The sequence below is a fragment of the Alteromonas macleodii ATCC 27126 genome, assembly GCF_000172635.2.
GTDB classification, from domain to species: Bacteria; Pseudomonadota; Gammaproteobacteria; order Enterobacterales; family Alteromonadaceae; genus Alteromonas; species Alteromonas macleodii.
The window spans coordinates 131,430-155,439 of sequence record NC_018632.1; the positions used below are offsets into that span (position 1 = coordinate 131,430).

At 45.7% G+C, this 24,010-nt stretch carries 20 protein-coding genes; 11 read left to right on the forward strand and 9 right to left on the reverse strand.

All coding sequences use genetic code 11. The features are described from left to right. The first annotated feature begins 22 nt into the window (after nucleotides 1-22). A complete protein-coding gene (locus tag MASE_RS00600; RefSeq protein ID WP_232362790.1) occupies nucleotides 23-1,570 on the forward strand; it encodes a GGDEF domain-containing protein in 1,548 nt (515 codons plus the stop codon). A gap of 41 nt (nucleotides 1,571-1,611) precedes the next feature. On the opposite strand, the gene MASE_RS00605 is transcribed toward MASE_RS00600, so the two are convergent. Next, nucleotides 1,612-2,496, reverse strand: a complete 885-nt coding sequence (locus MASE_RS00605; RefSeq protein WP_014947821.1) for an ArgP/LysG family DNA-binding transcriptional regulator — start codon at nucleotides 2,494-2,496, stop codon at nucleotides 1,612-1,614. A 177-nt stretch (nucleotides 2,497-2,673) separates the two neighbouring features. Here MASE_RS00605 and MASE_RS00610 point away from each other — a divergent pair, with 177 nt between their 5' ends. Both MASE_RS00610 and MASE_RS00615 read left to right on the forward strand, forming a co-directional pair. Beyond that, nucleotides 2,674-3,276 carry a LysE/ArgO family amino acid transporter gene (locus MASE_RS00610; protein ID WP_014947822.1) on the forward strand — a complete coding sequence of 201 codons (603 nt, stop codon included), beginning with the start codon at nucleotides 2,674-2,676 and terminating at the stop codon, nucleotides 3,274-3,276. A 115-nt stretch (nucleotides 3,277-3,391) separates the two neighbouring features. Continuing rightward, complete coding sequence (locus tag MASE_RS00615; RefSeq protein ID WP_014947823.1) at nucleotides 3,392-3,709, forward strand: DMT family transporter; 318 nt, start codon at nucleotides 3,392-3,394, stop codon at nucleotides 3,707-3,709. Nucleotides 3,710-3,783: 74 nt separating this feature from the next. Here the strand turns inward: MASE_RS00615 and MASE_RS00620 are convergent, their stop codons facing one another. Next, nucleotides 3,784-4,500 carry a DUF1499 domain-containing protein gene (locus MASE_RS00620; RefSeq protein ID WP_014947824.1) on the reverse strand — a complete coding sequence of 239 codons (717 nt, stop codon included), beginning with the start codon at nucleotides 4,498-4,500 and terminating at the stop codon, nucleotides 3,784-3,786. 196 nt (nucleotides 4,501-4,696) lie between these two features. Here MASE_RS00620 and MASE_RS00625 point away from each other — a divergent pair, with 196 nt between their 5' ends. The 6 genes from MASE_RS00625 (at nucleotide 4,697) to MASE_RS00650 (ending at nucleotide 13,484) form a co-directional block, all read left to right on the forward strand. After that, nucleotides 4,697-5,416 carry a DNA-J related domain-containing protein gene (locus MASE_RS00625; RefSeq protein WP_014947825.1) on the forward strand — a complete coding sequence of 240 codons (720 nt, stop codon included), beginning with the start codon at nucleotides 4,697-4,699 and terminating at the stop codon, nucleotides 5,414-5,416. Between the two features lie 316 nt (nucleotides 5,417-5,732). Beyond that, nucleotides 5,733-6,878, forward strand: coding sequence for an efflux RND transporter periplasmic adaptor subunit (locus MASE_RS00630; RefSeq protein WP_014947826.1), 1,146 nt, complete (start codon nucleotides 5,733-5,735; stop codon nucleotides 6,876-6,878). A 21-nt stretch (nucleotides 6,879-6,899) separates the two neighbouring features. Then, on the forward strand, nucleotides 6,900-9,998 hold the full coding sequence (locus MASE_RS00635) for an efflux RND transporter permease subunit (protein WP_014947827.1): 3,099 nt from the start codon (nucleotides 6,900-6,902) through the stop codon (nucleotides 9,996-9,998). Nucleotides 9,999-10,054: 56 nt separating this feature from the next. Further along, the gene (locus MASE_RS00640; protein ID WP_014947828.1) at nucleotides 10,055-10,552 is read left to right on the forward strand and encodes an alpha/beta hydrolase; all 498 of its coding nucleotides are present in this window, start codon (nucleotides 10,055-10,057) and stop codon (nucleotides 10,550-10,552) included. A 113-nt stretch (nucleotides 10,553-10,665) separates the two neighbouring features. Then, a complete protein-coding gene (locus MASE_RS00645; RefSeq protein WP_014947829.1) occupies nucleotides 10,666-12,507 on the forward strand; it encodes a bifunctional acetyl-CoA hydrolase/transferase family protein/GNAT family N-acetyltransferase in 1,842 nt (613 codons plus the stop codon). Beyond that, complete coding sequence (locus MASE_RS00650) at nucleotides 12,504-13,484, forward strand: histone deacetylase family protein (protein ID WP_014947830.1); 981 nt, start codon at nucleotides 12,504-12,506, stop codon at nucleotides 13,482-13,484. The genes MASE_RS00645 and MASE_RS00650 overlap by 4 nt, the downstream gene beginning before the upstream one ends. A gap of 95 nt (nucleotides 13,485-13,579) precedes the next feature. Here the strand turns inward: MASE_RS00650 and MASE_RS00655 are convergent, their stop codons facing one another. From MASE_RS00655 to MASE_RS00665, 3 genes are all read right to left on the reverse strand, one after another. After that, complete coding sequence (locus MASE_RS00655; protein WP_014947831.1) at nucleotides 13,580-14,320, reverse strand: MauE/DoxX family redox-associated membrane protein; 741 nt, start codon at nucleotides 14,318-14,320, stop codon at nucleotides 13,580-13,582. 122 nt (nucleotides 14,321-14,442) lie between these two features. After that, nucleotides 14,443-14,961: a DUF6436 domain-containing protein gene (locus MASE_RS00660; RefSeq protein ID WP_014947832.1), complete on the reverse strand. Its 519-nt coding sequence runs from the start codon at nucleotides 14,959-14,961 to the stop codon at nucleotides 14,443-14,445. Between the two features lie 36 nt (nucleotides 14,962-14,997). After that, entirely contained in the window at nucleotides 14,998-16,479 is a 1,482-nt protein-coding gene (locus MASE_RS00665; protein ID WP_014947833.1) for a methyl-accepting chemotaxis protein, read from the reverse strand. 173 nt (nucleotides 16,480-16,652) lie between these two features. Between MASE_RS00665 and MASE_RS00670 the strand changes: the two genes are divergently transcribed. Continuing rightward, on the forward strand, nucleotides 16,653-17,525 hold the full coding sequence (locus MASE_RS00670) for an ATP-grasp domain-containing protein (protein ID WP_014947834.1): 873 nt from the start codon (nucleotides 16,653-16,655) through the stop codon (nucleotides 17,523-17,525). An 81-nt stretch (nucleotides 17,526-17,606) separates the two neighbouring features. Here the strand turns inward: MASE_RS00670 and MASE_RS00675 are convergent, their stop codons facing one another. From MASE_RS00675 to MASE_RS00690, 4 genes are all read right to left on the reverse strand, one after another. Continuing rightward, a complete protein-coding gene (locus MASE_RS00675; protein ID WP_014947835.1) occupies nucleotides 17,607-19,049 on the reverse strand; it encodes a DUF3300 domain-containing protein in 1,443 nt (480 codons plus the stop codon). 135 nt (nucleotides 19,050-19,184) lie between these two features. Then, a complete protein-coding gene (gene ribA / locus MASE_RS00680; protein WP_014947836.1) occupies nucleotides 19,185-19,799 on the reverse strand; it encodes a GTP cyclohydrolase II in 615 nt (204 codons plus the stop codon). A gap of 132 nt (nucleotides 19,800-19,931) precedes the next feature. Then, complete coding sequence (locus tag MASE_RS00685; RefSeq protein ID WP_014947837.1) at nucleotides 19,932-22,778, reverse strand: EAL domain-containing protein; 2,847 nt, start codon at nucleotides 22,776-22,778, stop codon at nucleotides 19,932-19,934. Between the two features lie 88 nt (nucleotides 22,779-22,866). Continuing rightward, a complete protein-coding gene (locus tag MASE_RS00690; protein WP_014947838.1) occupies nucleotides 22,867-23,184 on the reverse strand; it encodes a hypothetical protein in 318 nt (105 codons plus the stop codon). A gap of 105 nt (nucleotides 23,185-23,289) precedes the next feature. On the opposite strand from MASE_RS00690, the gene MASE_RS00695 reads away from it, so the two are divergent. After that, nucleotides 23,290-23,958 (forward strand): glutathione S-transferase, encoded by a 669-nt coding sequence (locus MASE_RS00695; protein ID WP_014947839.1) that lies wholly within the window; start codon nucleotides 23,290-23,292, stop codon nucleotides 23,956-23,958. The last annotated feature ends 52 nt before the right edge of the window (nucleotides 23,959-24,010 follow it).

Sequence of the window (24,010 nt, forward strand, 5' to 3'; positions counted from 1 at the left end):
AAGCAAATCTATGGCATGTGGAGTGTCGCGTAATTTTGTTCGCTTGTTGTTTGGGTTGATTTTGCTGACGTTCGGCACGTTTGCCAATGCAGCGTGCGTCATTAATGCTGAAAATGGTACTTCTGATACTGATACCGATAGTGCTCTGTCTATCGTACTTAAAGAAGGTGCACAGCGACTTTCGTTAAGCTGCGATGTCAACGCGACTCACGTTCTCTATTTCCCAAGAAACTACCTTTCTTATAATCAGCTGTATGACAGCGAGATGCAAAAAGTCCCCAAGTTAACCGGCGCATTTGAGTCCTATGCAATAGATAATACCCATAAGCGTCTATTTTTGGATATTAACTCTCAGGTAGAGCGACCTGTCAGGCTAAATATCGCTACGTTAAATGATTTTCAGACGTTGGCGTCAATACATACCTTCACATTGAGCTTGTTCATCGGCTTTTGCTTAGCGTTAACCTTGTACGTTGGAATGCTGGGAACAAGTATGCGCAACTACGGCTTTTACTCCTACAGTTTCTATGTGCTCAGTGCGGCAATTTTCTTTTTGCTTCAAGAAGGGTTACTGAACATTGCGTTTCCCCATGTCGCCTTTTTCTCGAACTTTAAACTGCATCTGTTATTCGCAGGGATCACGGTATTTGCTGCGGTAAAGTTTCTTGATCAACTACTCGATTTCAAAGCACTGCTAAAAGTATGGCAGCGCCAGTTTATTCTGGGAATGGCGTGTTCGGCACTGGCACTTTCATTTGTGCAGATCATTCTGTCCACTTCTGATGCGATGAGAGTAAATAGTACGCTAAGTCTTATCACGCTGATAACAATGACCTGTACGCTATCAAGCTGCGTTTACGCCGCCTACCGCAAAGTACATTGCTCAAACTTAGTATTAATGGGTATTGCTGTCATGGTGTTTTCCATGATGTTTCGATTGGTTTTTTCAGACGTGTCAGCGTTTATGTACCGCTACGGACTTATTGTGGGAATAACTATTGAAGCGTTTATTTTTGCTATTGCCACGTCGAGAAAAGTGAAAAAGCTTGATGACGATAGGCTAAGTGCATTCAAACGTGCGTCTACAGATTCCTTGTGTAAAGTGCTAAACCGCAGTGGATGGGAAGGAATAGCACAAAGCCTGCTTACTAACTTCAACAAGGAAGGAGGGTATTTAACCTTGCTATTCATCGACGTTGATAACTTCAAGGAGATTAACGATCAATATGGGCACCATTGTGGCGATAAGGTGCTGCAGGTTATTGCTAAAATTCTGCTGAGCCGATGCCGAGACCAAGATGCAGTAGGGCGACTTGGCGGCGATGAATTTGTGGTGCTAAGCCACTGTTACAGTGAAGGACAATCTGAGCGCTTGGCTGCGCGCATAGAAGCCAGTCTGCTGGAAAGGGATATTAGAACCGATAACGTTGTTATTTCTGTTACGGCAAGCGTAGGCACATACATCACAAATGAACGCTGCAAAGATCTCACCACTCTGTTAAATAAAGCAGATAAACTGATGTACAGCGTTAAGGAGAAGCATAAAACGGTTCAATTGGCGTCTTCTTAATTAACCTTGCAGCAACGTATCACACACGCAGCGTATTAGGATCATTTAAGCTGCGCTTTCGCTATATTCTTTACGGCTTTGGTCAAGTCGGCAAGCGCTGCCGATTCAAGGGTTGTCCAATGCCAAAATAACGGTACACCAAGCTCTTTATGAGGAAATAACGGAACGAGATCGCCTTCGTTAACCTCTTGTTTAACTTGAAGCGTGGGTAGCAAAGCCCACACCACGCCATCTAGCGCCATTTTGACAAAGCCATGAGACGATGGATACCAATGACAAGTTGTAAAAGAGGGGGCTATGTTTAAACACTCTCGTTGATAATCAGTCAGCAAAGTCACATCGTATTCGTCGTACAGCAAACCCGGTGTACTCATCACGCTCTGGGGGGATATTTCTTTATGCAGGTATCGCTCAATGAAGCGAGGCGATGCATAAAGTTGATAGCGCATGGTTCCCAGTCTTATAGATTGCCCACCGGTAACGGGTGTACCTGTTTGGCTAATGCAAGCCATTACACGGCCTTGCTGTAATATGTCTCGGGTTTGAGTTTGATCCGCGTTAACAATATGAATCGGGTTGGCACGCTTATCACTAAACGCGGCCATTACTTGCGAGAACCAGGTAGCCAGCACATCGTTATTCACGGCAACGCTTATAGGTGCAGCCGACGCTTCTAATCCACTTTGTATATTCAGCGCTTCTTCTAATACGCTTACTTTTTGAATATGCGCCAGCAGCTCTTTTCCCAGTGGCGTAGCGCGAAGCGGCTTGGTGCGAACCATCACTGGGCCGCCGACACTCTGCTCTAGCCGTTTTATTTTTTGCGATACCGCCGACTGGGTGAGGTTTAGGGCCTGTGCACCTTTTTCAAATCCGCCGTAGCGTAACACTTCATGAAAGCATCGAAGCGCGTCGTAATCCAACATTAATGACTACCTGTGAAAAGAAGGTTATAAGTATTAATTTTGCTTATTCAAAACAAATATCATTAATTTAATTTAGTCTTTCAAGGTGTATAAAATCAAGCCAATTATTCAGCATGTAACCTTAAACCGCGTTACAGCTACGGCGTTTGAACTTATTTACACTAAGAGGCATTTATCATGTTGGCGGCAGCAACAAGTGGTTTCGTGATGGGCGGTACCCTAATTATTGCAGTAAGCGCACAAAACAGTTTTTTGATTGAGCAATCGATGAAGCGACAGTGGACAACCTTATTTGTCCTGCTGTTTATCCTAAGCGATGCTATCTCAATAAGCTTAGGAGCGATGGGCTTTGGCTTGCTATTGCAGGAATACCCAATGCTGGTGTCTATCACCAAGTGGGCTGGTGTTGCGTTCTTACTGTGGATTGCTTTTAACAAAATAAAATCATCTTTGGCCAACGACGCGCTAGTTTTAGAAATGGCGAAAAAGCAACTGTCGTTCAAAAAAGCACTGCTCATCGCGTTGGCAGTAACCTGGTTAAACCCCCACTTTTACCTAGACACTTTATTGTTGATGGGAAATTTAGCGAGTCAGTGGCAAGAAAATAAATGGTGGTTTGTGGGGGGAGCTATTGGTGCATCTGTAGTTTGGTTCGTCGGTTTGAGTACCTTAACCGCACGTTTTGCGCACCATATGCAGCGCCCTAATTTCTGGCGTTGGTTTAACCGTCTTAATGCTGCGGTATTAGGTATGGTAAGTATTCAGTTGGCGAGTTTGTAAGGCAAAAGCGCTAAATAGCAAAATATTACGACGCGTCGAGTACGCTTTATGATTTAAGACGGTACGCTACGCACCTGTGATAGTTGACGATGAGCGCGAAGAGAGGGATAGACTGGTGAGCTGGATTTATTTGATTGTGGCGGGCCTTCTGGAAATTGGTTGGCCTGTTGGACTAAAAATGTCACAAGAGGCGGAAACCCGCGTAATGGGTATTTTACTTGCGGTTGGGTTTATGGCTGCCAGTGGTTTTTGTTTATGGATGGCGCAAAAACAAATTCCAATTGGAACGGCATACGCTGTGTGGACAGGAATAGGCGCCGCGGGCACATTTTTAGTGGGTGTTATGTTTTATGGCGACCCCTCATCATTGGCACGATATTTCGGCGTAGCGCTTATTGTTGCAGGAGTTGTTGTCTTAAAGTTGGCCCACTAAAGTTAGGTTCAATTACAAAAAAGCCCGTTAGCTTAGTGCGAACGGGCTTTGTTTTTTAAGCGGGTGGTCAGATTTTAGTGATATCCAAGTTGGTTTCTAAGCTCTGCCATAAAGGTTTCGATACGTTCAGCATTCTTGCCTAAATCACTTTTCCCTACTCGTGATTTGCTGCGGATATCAACCAGTGTGTCATCGCTTTTAGCGGTTAGGCGAATAACAACGTCGTCTTTAAAACCAAACCACGCTGTGGTGTCGGTGGCTTCCAAGGTGTTAGGCAATGCGCCGTCGTTAACGCGTTCCCATCCAAGCGCCTCTATGGCTTTTTCTGCAGCGATGTATACCTCATTTGCGGGTTGCGGCAGCAATTGAGTTTTAATTTCAGGGTAAGCTTCTAGTTGCTGCTTAGTGACTTCACCGCCTTCGTAAGCGATGGAGTTAGGCGCACCTTCGCGTAGCGGAGCAATTGCAACGAACTCCGGCGGATTAGTGACATCGGTAGTAATGTCATGGATCGGAGGAACTGCGCTGGCTTTGCTCATCATGCTCACCGGCATTCCTACAGCAACCAGGGCAAGAATGGCACAGATAAAGGTGCTTCCCCAGCTAACGTTTTTACGGTTAATCAAAACCTGCAAAATAATGAGTATCAACGCTGCGCCGCCCACATACACGCCAAATCGCAGTGAAGTGAATGCGGTGCCTAAACTCACACCGGCATACTGATAAAGGGGGCCGGGTAATACCACCATAAGGAAACCGACAATACTGGTAAGGGCAATGAGTGCTTTCAAGTGAACTCCAAAGTTATTATTTTATTTTTACTAAGCTACTTTAACAGTGAACGTTGCGTTTTGGATTACTTTCTAGCAATAAAATCGGTACTAGGCCAATATTTAACATGTTTGTACACTAGGGCTGTTGGTCTTTAACGTACATCAAAGACCAGCAGGCCCTGGATGAACCCTATTTAAAGCAAGGTAATTAGTTTTGCAAAATCAGCCTGATGCCAGCGAAGCTTACGTGCTTCAAGCCGAACTACTTGTTGATACGTTATCGACACAAAAGCCGCTTTTTCAACGTGGTGTGAGCGAGTATGAGCTCATTGAGATTTTGAAAAAAGCGCCATATCACTTTTTTGATGACGCTTCGTTACGAGAGCCTTTAATGCTCTTTAAAACCCATTTCATTGTGTTTCACGCCCTTTATCAACTTAAACGTCGTTGGATAGAGCAGGGCGAAGGCGTGCTAGACATTCATACTCTTAATATTAAGCTAAACCAAGAAAGTGCCCACAGCGACCATAATAGTGCCCACAGCGACAAAAATAGTACCCACGGCGACAATTATAAAGATAAAGAAAGTCAGGATAAGGTTGGAGCAATAACCGAAGCTGATGCCTTGGCTGAATACTACTTGGACTGGGGCAATTTTGAGAAGGCCGACAGAAAAAGTGTAGATGCACTGCTCAATGCGTTTTGGCATCGCATGGCCTCAGGAAACGCGCACACCTTTGAGCAGGAAGATATTGCTGATGCCCACGCGCTTCTGGGCCTGCCCCAAGATGAACATGTTTCTTTGTCGGTACTAAAACGAGTATATAAAAAAGCCCTGCAGTTGGTTCACCCTGATAAGGGAGGAACGCAACAGGAAGCCCAAGACGTCATTCACGCCTACCAGTTATTGCTGGGGTATTATTCGTTAAAATAGAACGTTAAGTGCGCTGTGATTTCGCTTTATTCGTATAACGTATACACGCTCAGGTATTTGACCGACAACTTCAGTAATTTCAACTTCATTGACTTTTATTATCATCTATAAATGCGCACAATATGACCTATAAGAGCGTAGATCCGTATCAATGATCGCTTAACTATGCCACTTCAAAACCAATTATCGCAGTTTCAGGCTTTGAAATGCGCTAGATAATTCGGTGCACCGGAAGCAATAAGCTTTAATTTTAAAATTGGATATGCAGAGCAAAGGCCGTGTTCTGTACAAAAAGTTATTGGGAAATAGAAAATTTATGAGTCGCATTTTTTATGTTACTGCAGCATTAATAACCCTTGTCGGCGTTATTGGGTGTTCGAATGAAGGCGAGCAAGCACAGCAAGGTGCTCAGCAAGGTATGCCTGCACCCTCAGTATCGGTAGTTACACTGAAACAAGAACCTGTAGTACATGAAATGGTGTTACCGGGCCGAGTAAGCCCGTCTCGTCAATCTCAGGTGCGTCCTCAGGTAGATGGTGTTATTACGGAGCGCTTGTTTGAAGAAGGCGCACATGTAGAAAAAGGACAGCAGCTTTATCAAATTGACGAAGCCCGTTATCTAGCACAGTTAAATAGCGCAAAAGCCGATTTGAAAAGTGTTCAAGCGAACCTTAAAACGTTGGAAGCAAAGGCGCGACGCTATGACGACCTTGTTGCGCAAAACGCGGTAAGCAAACAAGAATATGACGACGTAATTGCTCAGAAAGATCAAGCGCAAGCGGCAATTAGCGTAGCTGAGGCAGCTGTTGACGTAGCGAAGGTTAACATGGGTTACACCAAAGTGTACGCCCCAATTAGCGGACGTATTAGCCGCTCTTTTGTTACTGAAGGTACCCTTGTTACTACGAACCAATCTCAGCAACTTGCAACCATTACACAGCTTGACCCAGTTTTCATTGATATGCAGGAGTCAGGTGCGTCAATTATTACGCTTCGTCAGTCAATGAGAAACCAAGGCTCAATGGATGTTGAATTAACGGTAGATGAAGTAACAGGCAAGCGTTACGACCAAACAGGCAGCGTTAAATTTTCTGAGGTAACGGTTGATGAGACCACTGGGTCGGTAACACTTCGTGCTGAAATGCCAAATCCAGATGGTGTATTGCTGCCTGGCTTGTTTGTGAAAGGCCACGTCATTACTGGACGCGAAAATGCGCTGCTTGTTCCTCAACGCGCAACGACACGCCAACCAGACGGTTCGCTTTCAGTTTATGTTGTTAACCAGAACAACGAAGTAGAAGGTCGTACCTTGGAAATAGGCAAAATCTATCGAGACCAATATGTTGCCCTAAGCGGTGTGAGCGAAGGCGAAAAGGTAATTGTAACTGGATATCAGAAGGTGAAGCCTGGCGCGAAAGTTAATCCGTCAGAGTGGCAACCATCATCACGTGGCTCACGATAGCAAACAAGGGATTTTAGTAATATGGCTCGTTTCTTTATAGACAGGCCCGTGTTTGCATGGGTGCTGGCAATTATCACAATGATGGCGGGTGTGTTGGCAATTACCTCACTCCCCATTGAACAATATCCCAAGGTGGCACCGCCTTCGGTGACTATCTCAGCAACGTATCCTGGAGCATCTGCAGAAACCGTAGAGAACTCGGTTACTCAGGTAATAGAACAAAGCCTGACGGGAATTGATAACCTACGTTATTTCTCGGCAAGCAGTTCGAACAGCAGCATGTCTATTACGCTCACTTTTGAGCCAGGTGCTGACCCTGATATTGCGCAAGTACAAACTCAGAATAAGGTACAGGGTGCACTGCCGCTGTTGCCTACTCAGGTACAGCAACAAGGGGTAACCGTAACTAAAGCAAATAGCGCATTTGCATTGGCAGTTGGCTTCTATTCTGAAGACGACTCAATGACGCAATATGACCTGAGCGACCTGTTAGTTTCTCAATTTCGCGACCCGATTTCCCGTGTTAATGGAGTGGGAAATGTACGGGTATTCGGTGCGCAGCGTTCAATGCGTATATGGTTAGATCCAGATAAACTGTACAGCTACAATCTTACACCTACTGACGTTCAAGGTGCTGTTCAGGTACAAAATACTGATGTGTCTGCTGGTCAACTAGGTGGTATGCCTGCAATAGAAAATCAGCAAATTAACGCGACAATTCAAGCGCAGAGTCGCCTTCAAACCGTTGAAGATTTTGAAAACATCGTACTTCGCGTAAATACCGATGGTTCTCAGGTTCGCGTGCGTGACGTTGCGCGTGTTGAACTGGGTGCGCAAAGCTACGACGTTATTGTTCGATACGATCGCAAGCCTGCATCAGGTATGGCGATAAGCCTTGCCTCTGGCGCAAACGCACTAGATACCATTAAGGCAGTAAAAGCCCGAGTTGAAGAACTGCGCTCGAATTTGCCAGATACAGTTAAAGTGGTTTACCCGGTTGATAGTTCTCCTTTTATCGAGCTGTCTATCGAGTCGGTAGTACATACGCTTATTGAAGCGGTAGTACTGGTATTCTTGGTGATGCTACTGTTCCTTCAAAATTGGCGTGCAACGTTGATCCCTACCATTGCGGTACCTGTGGTATTGCTCGGCACCTTTGCTGTGCTACTGGCATTTGGCTTTAGTATTAACGTGCTAACCATGTTTGCTATGGTACTTGCTATCGGTCTGCTCGTAGATGATGCCATCGTGGTGGTGGAAAACGTTGAACGTATTATGGAAGAGGAAGGTCTCTCACCTGCCGAAGCCACTAAAAAGTCGATGACTCAAATCACAGGTGCACTTGTTGGTATTGCGGCCGTGCTTTCAACGGTATTTATTCCAATGGCGTTCTTCAGCGGCTCAGCAGGCGCTATTTATCGTCAGTTCTCGGTTACTATCGTGTCGGCTATGGCATTTTCGGTATTGGTCGCCATTGTCCTTTCACCGTCTTTGTGCGCCACGTTATTGAAAAAGCATCCGGAAAACCATGACAAAAACAAAGGCTTCTTTGGCTGGTTTAACCGCACGTTTAACAAAGGCCGCGATCGCTATCAAAAGACTACAACTCATATGGCGCAACGCTTTAAGCGCTATTTCGTTGTTTATGGTTTGCTGGTAGGTGGTATGGCATTTATTTTCAGCCAGCTTCCTGGCGCGTTTCTTCCAGATGAAGACCAAGGGCGTATGATGGTGTTGGTAAGCACACCGCCTGGTGCAACAGCTGGCCGTACGCTCGAGTCTATCAAGCAAGTGGAAGACTATATTCTTGAGCAAGAACAAGACGCGGTTAACGGCATGTTCGCGGTTGTGGGCTTTAGCTTTGCGGGTCAGGCGCAAAACGCAGGTATGGCTTTCTTAAACTTCAACGACTGGAGCGTAAGAGACGAAAATAATTCTGCGTTTGCAGTGATGAACCGAGCTTTTGGCGCGTTTAGCCAAATTCAAGATGCCTCAGCCTTTCCTATAGTGCCTCCGCCTATCATGGAACTAGGTAATGCAACGGGCTTTGATATGCAGCTTGTCGACCGTGGTGGAAATGGTCACGAAGCGCTGATGAATGCGCGTAATCAGCTGTTGGGCATGGCAGCGCAGAATCCAAAGCTGGCGGGTGTTCGCCCCAATGGTTTAAGCGATGTACCTCAATTTAAAATCAATATTGATAGCGAGAAAGCGTCGGCACTTGGATTGAATTTAAGTGAGATCAATAACGCGCTTCAAATAGCGTGGGGGTCCAGCTACGTAAATGACTTCATTGATAAAGGTCGAATTAAGCGTGTTTACATGCAGGCAGATTTGCCTCATCGCATGACCCCTGAAGACTTGGATAAGTGGTTTGTTCGCAACAGCGACGGCGAGATGGTGGCGTTTAACACGTTCTCGACCACTGAATGGGTTTATGGCTCACCTAAGTTAGAGCGTTTTAACGGCGTGTCGTCTGTCAATATTCAAGGTAGTGCTGCTGAAGGTATCTCTTCGGGTGAAGCAATGGCTGAAATGCAGAAATTGGTTGAGCAGTTACCGCCAGGCTTCGCAATTGAATGGTCAGGCCTATCTTATGAAGAGCAGGAAGCAGGCTCGCAAGCGCCTATGCTTTACGCACTATCAATCTTGATTGTTTTCTTGTGCTTAGCAGCCCTGTACGAAAGCTGGTCTGTGCCATTCGCCGTTATGTTAGTGGTACCTTTGGGGATTCTCGGCTCTGTAACCGCTGCGTTTATTTTCAACTTGCCGAACGATGTGTACCTGCAAGTAGCGTTTTTGACTACCGTAGGTTTGGCGGCGAAAAACGCTATTCTTATTGTCGAATTTGCAAAAGAGCAGTATGAAAACGGCGAAGATTTAATGACTGCGGTTTCAAATGCAGCCTCTCAGCGTTTCCGCCCAATTCTAATGACGTCAATGGCGTTTATTTTGGGAGTAACGCCGTTAGCACTAGCTAGCGGAGCAGGCGCAGCCAGCCAAAATGCAATAGGTATTGCGGTTATGGGTGGTATGTTCGCCGCTACCTTCTTGGCGATTTTCTTCGTGCCCATGTTCTATGTGCTGGTAGAAAAACTCTTTCACAGGGAAGACAAGTAACAAGCAAGTGCGCTAGAGTGGGAAAAACTTTTCATTTTTGAATAGGGATATCGGTAATGACCACCGTTGTTTTTTCTCACGGCAAAGAAAGCGGTCCATGGGGCAGTAAAATAACAACGCTTTCAAATGTAGCGAGCGATATGGGTTTTGGCGTCGAGAGTATTGATTATCAAGATCTCGACTGCCCGGAAGCTCGCCTAGCGCGACTTAAAGAGTTTATTGCTGAAAAGTGCAATGATGTTGTTCTGGTTGGCTCAAGCATGGGCGGCTATGTATCACTTGCCGCAGCAAGCCAAATCTCGGCACGAGGCGTATTCCTTATGGCTCCTGCACTGTATTTGCCAAACTACGAAATTCAACGGTTCCCCTACGACGGCTACGTGAGCCTAGTGCACGGCTGGAATGACGATATCGTGCCTATCGAAAATAGCTTAAAGTACGCGCGCCATCAAAAAGCTCAGCTCTTGTTACTTAATGACGGCCATCGCCTAGCGAATAGCAAATCTGTTATTTCTCCGTTTTTCAGAAATTGGTTGGAAAAATTTCGATACTAATGATGAATCGGTAAGCCTACGACCAATCGCTTATAGTTCACGCTTACGCAAATGCGGGAAAGCGCCTGTTTTTATGGCATGATGAGTTATTGCTTAAAACAGGGCAGATGGAAATGACATTTAGTTTACCTCAAGCGCCACAATGGTCGTCGCTGATAAAGTCTGGTTGCCGTGTCTTTGTTGGCGGAAATGCCTCGGTGCCGCATGCACTAGTGCAGCATCTCATTGATAACAGCGAAGGGTTTAGCGACATCGAGCTGGTTCATATGCTGGCTTTAGGCGACACCCGATGGGTGAAAGAAGAGTATAAAAACCTCTTTAAAGCGAATACATTCTTCATTGGTGGCGAAGCCATGCGTAAGGCGGTCGATGAGGGCCGTGCTGACTATACCCCCGTTTTCCTGTCTGAAATATCAAGCTTATTCAGCGACGGTACGCTGGCACTGGATGCTGCGCTGGTTAACGTAAGCCCACCCGATGAATTCGGCTATTGCTCACTAGGTCCTGCAGTGGATATTGCTATGTCAGCAATCAGACAAAGCAAAAAGGTCATTGCTCAAATTAATCCTCAGGTGCCAAGAACCGCCGGGCACTCTTATATTCATATCAGCGAAATAACGGCCTGCATTGAAGCCGAAGAGCCGCTTGTTGAAGTAACGCCGCCGCCTATCGATTCGGTGGCAGAGCGAATTGGTCAGTATGTATCTATGCTGGTGGACGACGGTGCTACGTTGCAATTTGGTATTGGGAAAATACCGAGTGCCACCCTTAAATATCTGTGTAACCATAAAGACCTAGGCATTCACAGCGAAATGCTCACCGACAGTATTATTGAACTGTTGGAGTCGGGCGCTATCACCAACAAGAAGAAGACTTTCCACCCCGGTAAAATTGTTACTAGCTTTGCTATTGGTACTCGCCAGCTTTACGATTTAATCGACAGCAACCCTCACATCGAGTTTTATCCAAGTAGCTACGTAAACAAACCCACCAATATTGCCAAGAACGATAATATGGTTGCCATTAACAGTGCGCTTGAAGTGGATTTAACCGGTCAGGTCGTCGCCGATTCATTGGGCTACGACTTTTACAGTGGCATAGGCGGGCAAGTTGATTTCGTAACGGGCGCGTCTATCAGTAAAGGTGGGAAAGCGATTATAGCGCTGCCTTCTACTGCCAAGAATGAAACCATTTCCCGTATCACACCCCGTATAAGTGAAGGGGCGGGTGTTGTTACTTCGCGAGGGAATGTTCAGTACGTGGTGACCGAATACGGCATAGCATCGCTTAAAGGCAAAAGCATTCGAGAGCGTGCATTGGAACTTATTCGTGTGGCACACCCCAAATTCCGTGCAGCGCTCTTAGAAGAAGTAAGACAGCATTATTGGGTACCTCATTATCAGGAAAAGTACCCAACCGATATTCCAGAACTGGGTGCTATTCAGCTTAAAAAACTGAATATTCAGGGGGAAACCTATTACATGCGCCCGCTGAACCCCGCCGATGAAAGGCGTTTGCAGGAATTCTTTTACTCCCATACGAAAGAAACACTAAGGCTGCGTTACAACTACGACCCGAAGCAAATGTCGCGCGAAAAGTCGTGTAATTTAGTGTCGGTGGATCAAAGCTCAGATGCGGCGTTATGTATTGTAAGGCAAGAAGGCTCCCGTATTACCATTCACGCAGTAGGGCGTTTTTACTTCAATCCAAATGACAATACCTGTGAAGCAGCGTTTGTTACCCGTGAAACCCAGCAAGGGAAGGGGATGGCAAGCAGGCTGCTAAACGAATTGATCAACGTTGCGAAAAAACGAGGCATTGCAAAGATGATGGCCTACGTGCGTGGCGACAACAGCCCGATGATTGCCATTTTCGAGCAAGCGCAATTTAAACGGAAGTTCACTGGCGACCCCAGTGACATAGAGTTAGTACTAGATGTGGCATCACTCGCATGACAATTAAAATTTTTCGCGGCAAACACGGCACTAAACACGACTTAGGGAAAGATCATCCCGAGTCACCGGATCGCCTGTTCGCCATAGACGACCAATTACTGTCTTCTGGACTCGATATGGTGTGTGAGCACGCTGATGCTACGCCTATTGCTGAAGCTTATCTTAAGCTAGCCCACGACCCTTACTATGTGAAAAGTGTGTTTGAGCATGCGGCTCAGTCCATATTTAGCGACCACGAAAAAACGCTCTATTCCGAACGCAAGGATAACGTGGCATGGTTAGACGAAGATACCGGCTTGATGCGACACAGCTTAAATGCAGCACTTGAGTCGGCTGGTGCGGGATGTAATGCGGTGGATTGGGTTATGGAAGGCAGTGACAGGCAGGCGTTCTGCGCGACAAGGCCGCCAGGTCACCACGCTACATACGACAGCGCCATGGGCTTCTGTATTTTTAATAACATTGTTATAGCTGCGCGCTATGCCCTTCAAAACTATGAACTAAAGCGCGTTGCCATAATCGATTTTGATGTTCACCACGGAAACGGTACCGAGCAAATTGTTGCTGGCGATCAACGCATCATGCTTTGCAGCAGTTTCCAGCATCCTTTTTATCCACACAGTGGTTCACCGGTGTCGGCAAGTAATATTCTTTCTGTGCCGCTAGAAGCAGGCTCTACAGGTGAAGTATTTAGAGAAAAAGTGCAGCACTGGTTTAACGCATTGCGCAACTTTCAACCTGAGCTGATTTTTATCTCAGCGGGTTTTGATGCCCACGCAGAAGATCCTATGGCGCATTTGCGACTGGTGGAAGACGATTATTTCTGGATAAGCCAACAACTTCGCGCAGTGGCTGACGAGTGTTGCCATGGTCGCATAGTCAGCATGTTAGAAGGTGGCTACGATTTAAGTGCACTAGGCCGCAGTGTGGTGTCGCACCTTAAAGGTATGAGCCGCCCTATTGAAGAAACTCAATAGGGTCTCATAGCAAGTGAATTATCGTGTTGTTAATTCAACGGGTAAACACGGTAATAGATACCAGCTCAACACCGGTGCATCAGCCTTCATTTAACTTAGGCTATCCATCGTGTAAGCATGTAAAGGCCAGCACCTAACATGGCAAGGTTTTCGGTAAGCGAGATAAACCCAAGAGGAAGGTCTGAATTACCGCCCACACAGGCGCACTTAAGTTCACGTTTATCGATGTATACCGCTTTAATAACTGAAACTGCACCTATTGCACCGATAAAAATAGAAACGGGTGAAACTAATAGTGCGGGAAGCCCCGCTAGCATACCAATCCCAGCAAACGCTTCTGCGAAAGGGTACACATACGAGTACCTTACGTGCTTCATTGCAAGTAAGTCATAGGTAATGAATTGATTTGAGAACGCTACAATGTCCTGTAGTTTTTGTAATGCGAGGATCACCATGGTGACGCCAATGAAATTCATTATGAAAGGTTCAAGACCTGTCGGGAGTCCACCTTTTAGCATAAGCGCAAATACTACAAGGGCGGCTAAAGAAAAAATCACAATGATAGGTGTGTAGCGCGAACCGAACTCACTTTCTTGCTTCAAATTGAAATAATCTCGTAAGTCATCATAGCCACCAATTCGCTTATCATCGATAAACGTTTGCGGCGTGGTTTTCACATTGTACTTCTCTTTAAAAGCGTCAGTTTCACTTCGGTTGGACAAGTGATGGTCTTCAACATCGTAGCCCTTTCTTTCTAGCAAATCTTTCGACTTAAGTCCGAAGGGACAAATGTGATCAGGGGTAACCATGCGATAAAGAACGGCGCGCTTTGACATTGTGGACTCCTTGTAAACCTTTCACGAAGTGGCACCTAGTGCGCAAAATATGCGCGCCTTCTGCCATATTCATAGTGATATCACGATATACAAAGATAAGTTACATAATCCATGCCAAGGGTTTAACAGAAGCATCCAGTTGCATCAGTGTTAATTACCGCACCGTTGTAGGGGAGTTGTGTGGTATAGCTTACAACCTGTTCGACAAGGTTCTTTCCGGTAAAGCATCCGTAGCCCGTTGCGTATGGACCTAAATAGCGAAGCTGATTTTGCATGTCTAAAACTATAAGCGCGGGCACTGCATCAAGCATAGCGGCGAGTTCTGGTACGTCTTCTATATTCACTCTGACTTGATGAAAGTCATTTCCTAGCTTTGTTAATAGCTGAGTTTGGTGAGGTGTAGTTAACGTTTCACAGTAGCAACGAGACTGCGTTCCCACATGAATAACAGAACCAGGGGCAATGTTTTGTTCGTTTAGTAGTTCGACAAGTGAAGCGTCAAAATTAGGCGCTGTTGTGCGGTGAAGTAAATCACCATTTGGGTCGAAGGAAGAAAGCTGGCGCTGACCGTAAACCAACAAGGCGGTGAGTAAACTCACCGCCCATAACAACAAAAGTATCCAGCTTGTTTTTTTATGCATAACCCAAATGCCAACAGCGTGCTTCTAGCGCTTTGGTTAAAGCTTAAATCGCTCGATAGCACTGCGCATGCGTTGAGAGATTTGTGACAACACCTCAACTTCGCCTGCTAGCGATTCAGCGGTAGCCAGTTCCTCAGAAGTGAATTCGCTTAATCGCGCCGTACTTTGCGCTATAGAAGACGATGCGGTTTCTTGCTCCACCGCTGATGTCGCTATTTCGGTCATGCTTTCGCTCGCTTCGCGAATTTGCTGCATGATCTGGGTCATGGCTGAAGTGGCGTTATCGCTCGATACAACGGCTTCATCAACCAGCTGAATGCAGGTTTGCATTTGTTCGACTGAACTGGCGGTTTGGGCAACTAGCTGCTCAGTAATACTTGTGATTTGGTCTGCACTTTCTTTTGAGCGAATAGCCAAAGTGCGTACTTCATCGGCAACAACGGCAAAACCTCTGCCGTGTTCCCCTGCGCGGGCTGACTCGATTGCTGCGTTCAACGCAAGCAAGTTAGTTTGCTCGGCAACGGCGGTGATAGAGCGCATTGCGTCAGAAATATGCGCGCACTGCTCGTTAAGCGCCGAGTTTGTTTGCGCTGCCGCATTTAATGTGTTGCGCAGCGAGTCTATGGTGCGGCTTGTGTTGGAAATAGAGTCGCGCGTAGTCTGAGAAGAGCTTTGTGCCGCAGAGGCTTTGTCGCTGGCAAGGGTGGTTTGTTCGGTAGACAGCTGCATCGTTTGTGCGATTTCTTCTGACGATGCCGAAACCATGGCAATCTCTTGGTCAGTGTTTCTGCTGATTTCAAACATGTTGTTTGCCGCCAGCTCCATCTTGTTACAGCCTCTAACAACTTCGTCTGTTAAATTTGAAGCAAGCTCAATTAAAGCTTTTACTTGGTCGATGAGCTCTGCGAAAGGTCTCACAATCTTGTGGCCTCGGTTAAGTTCAATAGATAAATCGAGTCTACCGTCACCCTTTTGCATGGTCTCAATAGCTAAGCGCAGTTCAGCCGCACCGGCACCTTCTTGATGACTTTGTTTAGCCATGTACATCAAAACACCGCCCTCAGAAAGCGCGAATACGGCGTGCATCAGCAAGATAGGAAAGGTTACGTGACCTTCTTCAAAAATAAATAACGGCGCGCCGCCCGCTTGTAAAAAGAAGAACGAAATATGATGTACAGCAACGACTGCGGTGCCGGTTGCCACCACTTTCCAGTCTCTAAAGTAGGAAAGAAATGCCAGAAGAACAAAGATTTCAAAGTGGACTTCAATTAACCCGAATGACTGGTGGATGTGGAGGGCTGTTAGCAGTTGAACACCGATAGCCATCGCATGGCGACTTATCGCTGAATAGGGATTTTGCAAACTAAGTACAAGTGGTACGGCAGCAATTGGAATACCAAGAACAAATGCAGGAAGAATCTCGCCAGTATAAAAACCGATGCCAATCGCAATTAGCAGTTGGATAACAATTACAACGCGAAAAATCTTGTGACCTTCTAGGAGCCAAGGATACTGCATGCCAATCTCCGACAAGTATTTGGGATTAAGTGTAGGTTAAAAATAAGGGGTGTGCTAACTTCGCCACAGTTTACGTAAGTCACGGTTTTTACGCCATTTAACTTTTGTATAGAAGTTACTGTTATTAAAAAAGTTTAATCTTCGAATGCCTAAATAAGCTAAAGGACACAATCATGCCTGCTATCGCCTTTCTTTCTACTGACCACCTTGAAGACTTCTTTGTGTACGACGAGCTTTTGATCCCGTTTTTTAATGATATCGGCTGGTCTGTAGAAACCATATCTTGGCATAGTCAGTCAGAGAACTGGGATAGGTTTGACTACGTGATTGTGCGCAGTACGTGGGATTATCAGCAGCATGCAGAGGCCTTTCTGGCTTGTTTGACTCAAATTGATGCGTCGAGCGCAACCTTGCTCAATCCATTGCCTCTTATACAGTGGAATATTGAAAAGCACTACTTAAAAGACCTACAGGACAAGGGCGTGCCTATTGTAAGGACACGGTGGAGTAATGCATTTAATAACAGTGTTATTGATGAGGCCTTTTCCCATTTCAATTGCGACACTGTGGTGGTTAAACCTACGCTTAGCGCTAATGCTGATGATACGTTTAAGCTCTCGGTCTCAAATTGGCATGAACAGCAACAGGCGCTTTCTGATACGTTTAATCAACGTGATTTCATGATTCAACCTTTCTTAAATAGCGTGGTTGAAGAAGGGGAGTACTCGCTTTTCTATTTTGGAGGGAAGTACAGCCATGCCATTAAAAAGGTGCCGCAGAAAGGCGATTTTCGCGTACAAGAAGAGCACGGGGGGAGCTTACATCCCGTTGCCGTAGATGAAGAACAACTTGATATTGCCCAGAAAGCATTATCAGCAATGCCTTGCGAAGCACTTTATGCACGGGTTGATTTAGTCAGGCAGGGCAGTGGCTGGGCGATAATGGAACTTGAACTTATTGAGCCCTCTCTTTACTTCAATTTAGATGAACAGTCTCCCCTGCGCTTTGTCGACGCATTGATAAGCTTTCATTTGAATAGGGCCTAAGCGTTGAATAAATGAAAAGTGAAGCTAGCAAATTATAGGTTTGCTGGCTTACTGATAGGAAACTAACGCTCTAATTTAGTGCTAACGCAGCGTCTTCTCAGTTCGTCCCTGCTTTATCGTCCTGTTTCTGCTTGATTCAGAATTCTTAACTTGAGCACGGCTAACTGAAGAAGTACTCGCCCGCTCAATTCGTCTTGGCTTACTGCTCTCTCGAGCCACCGGCTTGTTTTGCGGACTCGTTCTTTCAAATCGCTCTCGATTTATGTTTTGTTTAGCTGGGCGTTTTAGCGTGTTTTCTCTATTAGCATATCGCTTCGACTCTGACGGCGTTGATATCCGAGCGGGTTTGTCCCGCTTTAACTGGCTTAGCGTCCGGTCTCTAGTCGGCTTATCGCTTCTGCTCGCCGCTTGATTGCGTTTTAGCGCGTACTCAATGGATTGTTTGCGGCTTACCGAGTCTTGTTTGTTCTGAAAACGACTTTCTCTAAGTGGCGTTACCTGTTTTGGCTCAATAGTGCGTCTTACAGTCTTGGTATTTTCGGTACGCGCAATGGGTCTTACGGTATTTTTGTCATTGTGGCGTTTCGATGTGTTTACCGTGCTAGCGTGTTTATTAGACAAGTGCTTTGCCCGCGACACACCCGCATGTTCATATCGCGAAGGCGCATTGTGAACTACTCGAGTAGAGTAACGCGCACGACGATGCACCATGTTGTGTTCCCAGCGACGATAGTCTCGGCTTATCACGCGTTTTCTTGGGCTACCGTGATAATACCGGCGTACAGGCTCGCGGTGAATAACCACATGGCGGTTATGCCAGTGCACGCTACCAAAGAAAAAGAACGTAGAAAGATGGATGCTTGGAGACCAATAGACATTGCTATGATGATGATAGCTTACGTGATGACGCCAGCGAACTGGTGAAGTTGTGTGCCACCAGTGACCGTACACAACATGAGGGTCGTAATAAGGCACATACACCACTTCCCGCTGACGGGGCTCAATGTAAATTATTTCGCGAGTAGGCTCACGTTCCCGTTCAACTTCAATGTAGTCATTGGTCACCAGATTGCCAGTGTTGAGGGCGTGTTGTCGAAGCACCTGCACGCGGTCTAGTACGCGGCTTTGATCAATCAATACGTTATCACCAAGTTGCTGTAACCACTGAAGATCGTTCGCCATGGTGCTGAGTAAGTCGGTGAACGGAGCAAGTGCTTTTACGCTGGGATCCCAGTTAACACTCGCCAGCACATTTTCTACCTGCTCCGGGGTTAAATGCTTGTTGCTTTGGCGCCAGCGGTCGGCTGCAACTACATCAAGCGGGTAGGTAGCCGCAATCAGTATGTGAGTAAGCAGGGTATCAGGATAAAGCGCAATGGGCGCAAGTACACTGTCTAATTCAGCGTCAGAATATTGCTGCGTTGACGCAGAAACATGTGCAAGGTTGGCGTTCGACTGGGCGATGACAGGTAGCGCTGAAACACTAGACAGTGCGACAATCACAGATAAGGTTATGTTTTTCATACATTCTCCTTAGCGCATGAGCAACGGCTTTTCGCGCGCTAAATGGTAAGTCTGTATACGTTATAACCAGCCTATGATTAACCCAAGCTGAATAGAAAACGCCCACATTGGTGTGGGCGTTTTTAAGGAATTCGTCTATTTGAAAACGTGGGGGTCGAAAGCGTGCCCAAGCTTTTCTGTTTTCGTCTTTAAGTAATGCTTGTTGTCTTTGGTGATACCGTGGTCAATAGGCTTACGTGCAACCACGTCTATACCAAGCGCTTTTAGTGCTGCCAACTTTTTCGGGTTGTTTGTCATAAGCTCAACATGCTTCACATTCAGCGTATCTAGCATCAGCTTGCAGATATCGTAACTTCTTAAATCGGCGTCAAATCCAAGATGTTCGTTAGCTTCTACCGTGTCCATGCCGCTATCTTGAAGGTTGTAGGCGCGAATTTTATTTAAAAGACCAATACCGCGACCTTCTTGGCGAAGGTATAAAAGCACACCGTGACCATTATCGACGATATTTTGCATGGCTTTTTCTAATTGAAAGCCACAGTCACAGCGAGTGCTAAATAAAGAATCGCCTGTTAAGCATTCTGAATGGATACGAATTGGCACTACGTCGTCTTCTTTCCACTCTCCATAAGAAAGGGCAACGTGTTCTTGGCCGCTGGCTTCAACAAAGCCGTGTATTTTAAAATCACCCATGCGAGTGGGTAATTTTGCGGTACTGACATATTCGTATTTAGGCTGTTTGCTACTCATGTTACTTCTACACTTTGGACAGTAGGCAATAAGTGGGGATGACTTCTTTTTTTGCAAGTCTACCATTTTATTATACGCGAGTTGACGCTAGTGCTATCACTTTTTTCGTAAGACGTATATTAAGTGCAGTTATTAAAGTGGCGTAAACTCTCGCAGCGGGGCAGGCTTTGCAACGCTATAGCCTTGGGCAAAATCAACGCCCATTTTGCCAAGTTGTGCCATGGTGCCTTCATTTTCAACGAATTCCCCAACGGTTTGCATACCCATGGCTTTCGCTACATCATTGATTGACGCAACCATAGCCGTATCTACACTGTCGTTCAGCATATCCTTGATAAACATACCGTCAATCTTTACCTGATTAACCGGCAAGCTTTTAAGGTAACTGTACGAAGAGAAGCCGCTACCGAAGTCGTCTAGGGCAAACGAACACCCAAGGCGATTAAAAGTACGCATAAAGGCAAGGGTGTCCTCCATTTTTATAATCGCTACCGACTCGATCACCTCGAAACAAATCTTGTTGTAAGGAATATTAAAGGTTTCGAAAGCGTTTAAAATGAATAGCGTAAAATCTCTGTCTGCTAACGAATGGCAGTTAAGGTTTATACTGCATCGCCTTAACTCAGCGAGATGTTCAGGGTTTTCAGACAGCCATTTGAACGTATTTGTGACTACCCATTTGTCGACATTTACATTCATTTCAAAGCGCTCTGCCGTGGGTAAAAAATTAGCGGGCTCAACAATTTTTCCGTCTTTTTCCCTTAGGCGCAGTAGCACTTCATAATAGTGACCATCGCTGGCTTTGCTCAAAGGTCTTAATGACTGGTAATAAAGTTCAAAGCGCCCTTCTTCCAAGGCGTTGTTTATAGAAGAGACCCAGTCCAGCTCACGCTGATAGCGCTGCATGCTCTCATCATCTTTATTATATCTATGCACCTGATTTCTGCCTTGCTCTTTGGCAAAATAACAGGCGGCGTCAGCCATGCTTAAATACTGCCCTGAGCTAACGTTACTATCATCGCATACGACCATGCCAATACTTACGCCTAAGTTGAATATTCGGTTATCCCACATGAACCGATAGGCCTGTACTGCATTGAGAATTTTCACTGCATTGAGATAAACCGCATCAGCATCTAAATCTGAATAGATAACGCCAAACTCATCACCCCCGAGTCTTGCTAGCTGCGCGTTGGGTAGCAGCGTATTTTCAATCAGGCGGGCGACGTCTTTTATGAGTACATCTCCCGCTTTGTGACCGCAGGTGTCGTTAACAACTTTAAATCGGTCTAAATCTAAAAAGAGTAGGCACACAGGTAACGCGCTGTGGTTATGTACTTTTTCCTTAAAGACAGATTCAAATTGCCGTCTGTTGTATACGCCGGTTAGTGAGTCGTGAGTGGCCAAATACTGAAGGCTTAAATCGGATTGCTTTTTTTCCGTGATATCAATAATTGAGCCGTACAGGTAAGTTCCTTCATCGTTCTCGCGGATCTGGCAAGACAATGAAAACCAGAACTCTGTGCCGTCCCGACGTTTTCCCCGTATCTCTTTTCTGGTGACGTGGCCTTGCTGTGATATCTCACCTAACAATACATGTCTATCTTCTGGTGATGCGTAAAAGGCTTTTGTGCTTGCCCCCTCGCTAAGCATTTCTTCCTCATTCTCATACCCAAACACCGTGCACATCGCAGGGTTAACTGAAATAAGCTTACCGTCCCAGGTTGATGTGTAGTGTCCTTCAGCGGAGTTTCGGAACAAGTCATAAAAGTGATTTAAGCTAGAAATTGTTTCAGCTTGAGAGGAGAGTTTATGTTGATTGAGTACCTGTTCTTTTGTGATGACCGCAAATCCAAAACACAGGAAACCCAAGGTTAAGAAAAACAGCATTCCCATCGCGACATCGACAGTATAAATAAGGTCGCTGAAAAGGTTTTGGGTCACCAAAGCGTAAAACGCAAAGAAAGATAGCCAGGCCAGAATATAAGTGGTGCTGACAACACTACTGCCTTTGTCTTTAAAGATAAGAGCAAGGGTAACGTGATACAAACCCATCGCCGCTGTGAGTATAAGCAGCGTGATTGTGACCATATAAGCATTTACGGTAAAACAGTAAATGGTAGCAGCAATAGGTAGGGCATAATTAAGCAGTCTTAAAACGAAAGGCACACGAGAGAACAGATGATGAGTCACTTTTCCGATACACAGTAGTAATACGCCGAAGCATACGGCGTAAAAATGCTCGCTAGCGTTAGTCAGGCTAGGCCAAAACGCGAGGCCACCCTCTGTAATGAACAATAATGCAATAAGCACCAATGACGACATGGTTAGCCAGAAGCGGGTAGGGATACGCTGATATAAGTAGGAAAAAAGAAAATAGAAAGCAATGAGTGCCATCACACCCGACACAGCACCAAGCAAAGTCAGCATATTAGTGTCGTGTTGAGCAAGCAGGTCTCGCTCCCATAGTGACATTGGAAAGTACTTTAGCCCCTCGTCTTTCACTGCGATTAGTAACCGAGCGTCTTGGTATGGTTGAAGGGTGAAAGCAAGCCTGATATTTGGAAGCGGTTGTCTTAACGAATAGTCACCTTTACCGGCTTGATAACGGTACGATTTTATAATTCGCTGGCTGCTGTCTAGAAGATAAATCTGCAAATCATCAACGTTTAGTCGGTCGATATTAAGCACTAAGGGAATGGCACTATAGCCAGAGTGGACAAGCTCTGTTGAATACCACACACGTTCTGTTGAAGAAGCCGTTGCTGTTGGTGTTTTTGTGAAGCTTCCCGTCAATACATCAAAATAGGTTGCGCTATTAGGTGCAATTGATACCCGTGCATAATGGTTGATGATTTCCCTTTCGAAAGACTCATCGATAACAAGCCGCGGGCTGGCAAAGGCGTTTATGCTTAGAACCACCCAACTAATGAGCAAAGCTGCAACGTACTTTGTTAGCTGGGAGATTGGCACTAGCATGATCCTTGAAGCGCTAATTATGTGTTTTCTATAGAATAATACTAGTCTGTCCTAAAAGCCAAACAGAAAGAAAAAGGCATGGTGATACTTACGTGTTTTGAAGATACTGGTAGATCGCATTCGGTGATTGTTGAGTGCCTACCGGTTCCAGCCAAATCGCCTCGCAAAGCCATTCAATGCAAAGTATGCATTGAAAATTTGTATCGCTGGATTGGGTGGTAACAAGCGCCTGAAAGCGATCGGCTCCCCAATCTGCGTCGGATAGTGAAAAGTGAAAAATTTCACAAAACTGCTCTGCCCACTGCTGAGTTTTAAGAGGCGTTAAAGGTAATGCAACGCGGATTTCTACGCTTTGTTCGTTAACCACGGCGTGCTGTTGAATGTCTTCTTTGGTGAGATTTTGCATAGAACTTATCAATTCGCTGGTTATTGTAAACCTGCTTGCTTTATAAAGTGTATATAGTACAACACAAAAACAATAGCGTTAATCTAAGCGTATTAAGGACGGGGTATGCTAACACTTCACCATTTAAATAACTCTCGCTCGCAGCGAATTTTGTGGCTTCTTGAAGAGCTGGGCGTAGATTACAAAATAGAATTCTATCAACGAGACAGTAAAACAAACCTAGCGCCGGATTCATTGCGCGCTGTTCATCCGCTGGGACGCTCTCCGGTGCTTACTACGCCGCACGGTGCTATTGCCGAGTCTGGTGCTATTGTGGAATACCTTGTTCGCCACCACGCTACAGACGCATTTTCTGTACCTCAAGACCCAGAGGCACTTCAACAGTATTGGTTTTGGCTGCATTTCGCTGAAGGTTCGCTAATGCCGCCACTAGTGGCAAACTTAGTGCTGGAGAAAGCGCGTCAAAAAGGTTCGAAGCCTTTCTTTATTAAGCCAATTACTAACAAACTGATAGACGGTATTTTAAATGCCTATTATGGCCCTAATTTAGGGCAGAGCTTACGCTATGTGGAATCTTACTTAGCGAAAAATACTTGGTTTGCGGGTGACGCGCCTAGTGGCGCTGATGTTCAAATGATATTTCCGTTAGAGTCGTTGGTAGCCAGCGGGCGTGCGAAAGACTTTACTGCCATACAAGGTTACGTAAAACGGGTTCATGCTAGAGAAGCCTACAAAGCTGCGCTTGAGAAAGGGGGGGAATATGCTTACGCCTAGTGTGTTTATCTCTACTGCGTGCACTTTTACTTTCTGCAAACCCTGCGGCCAG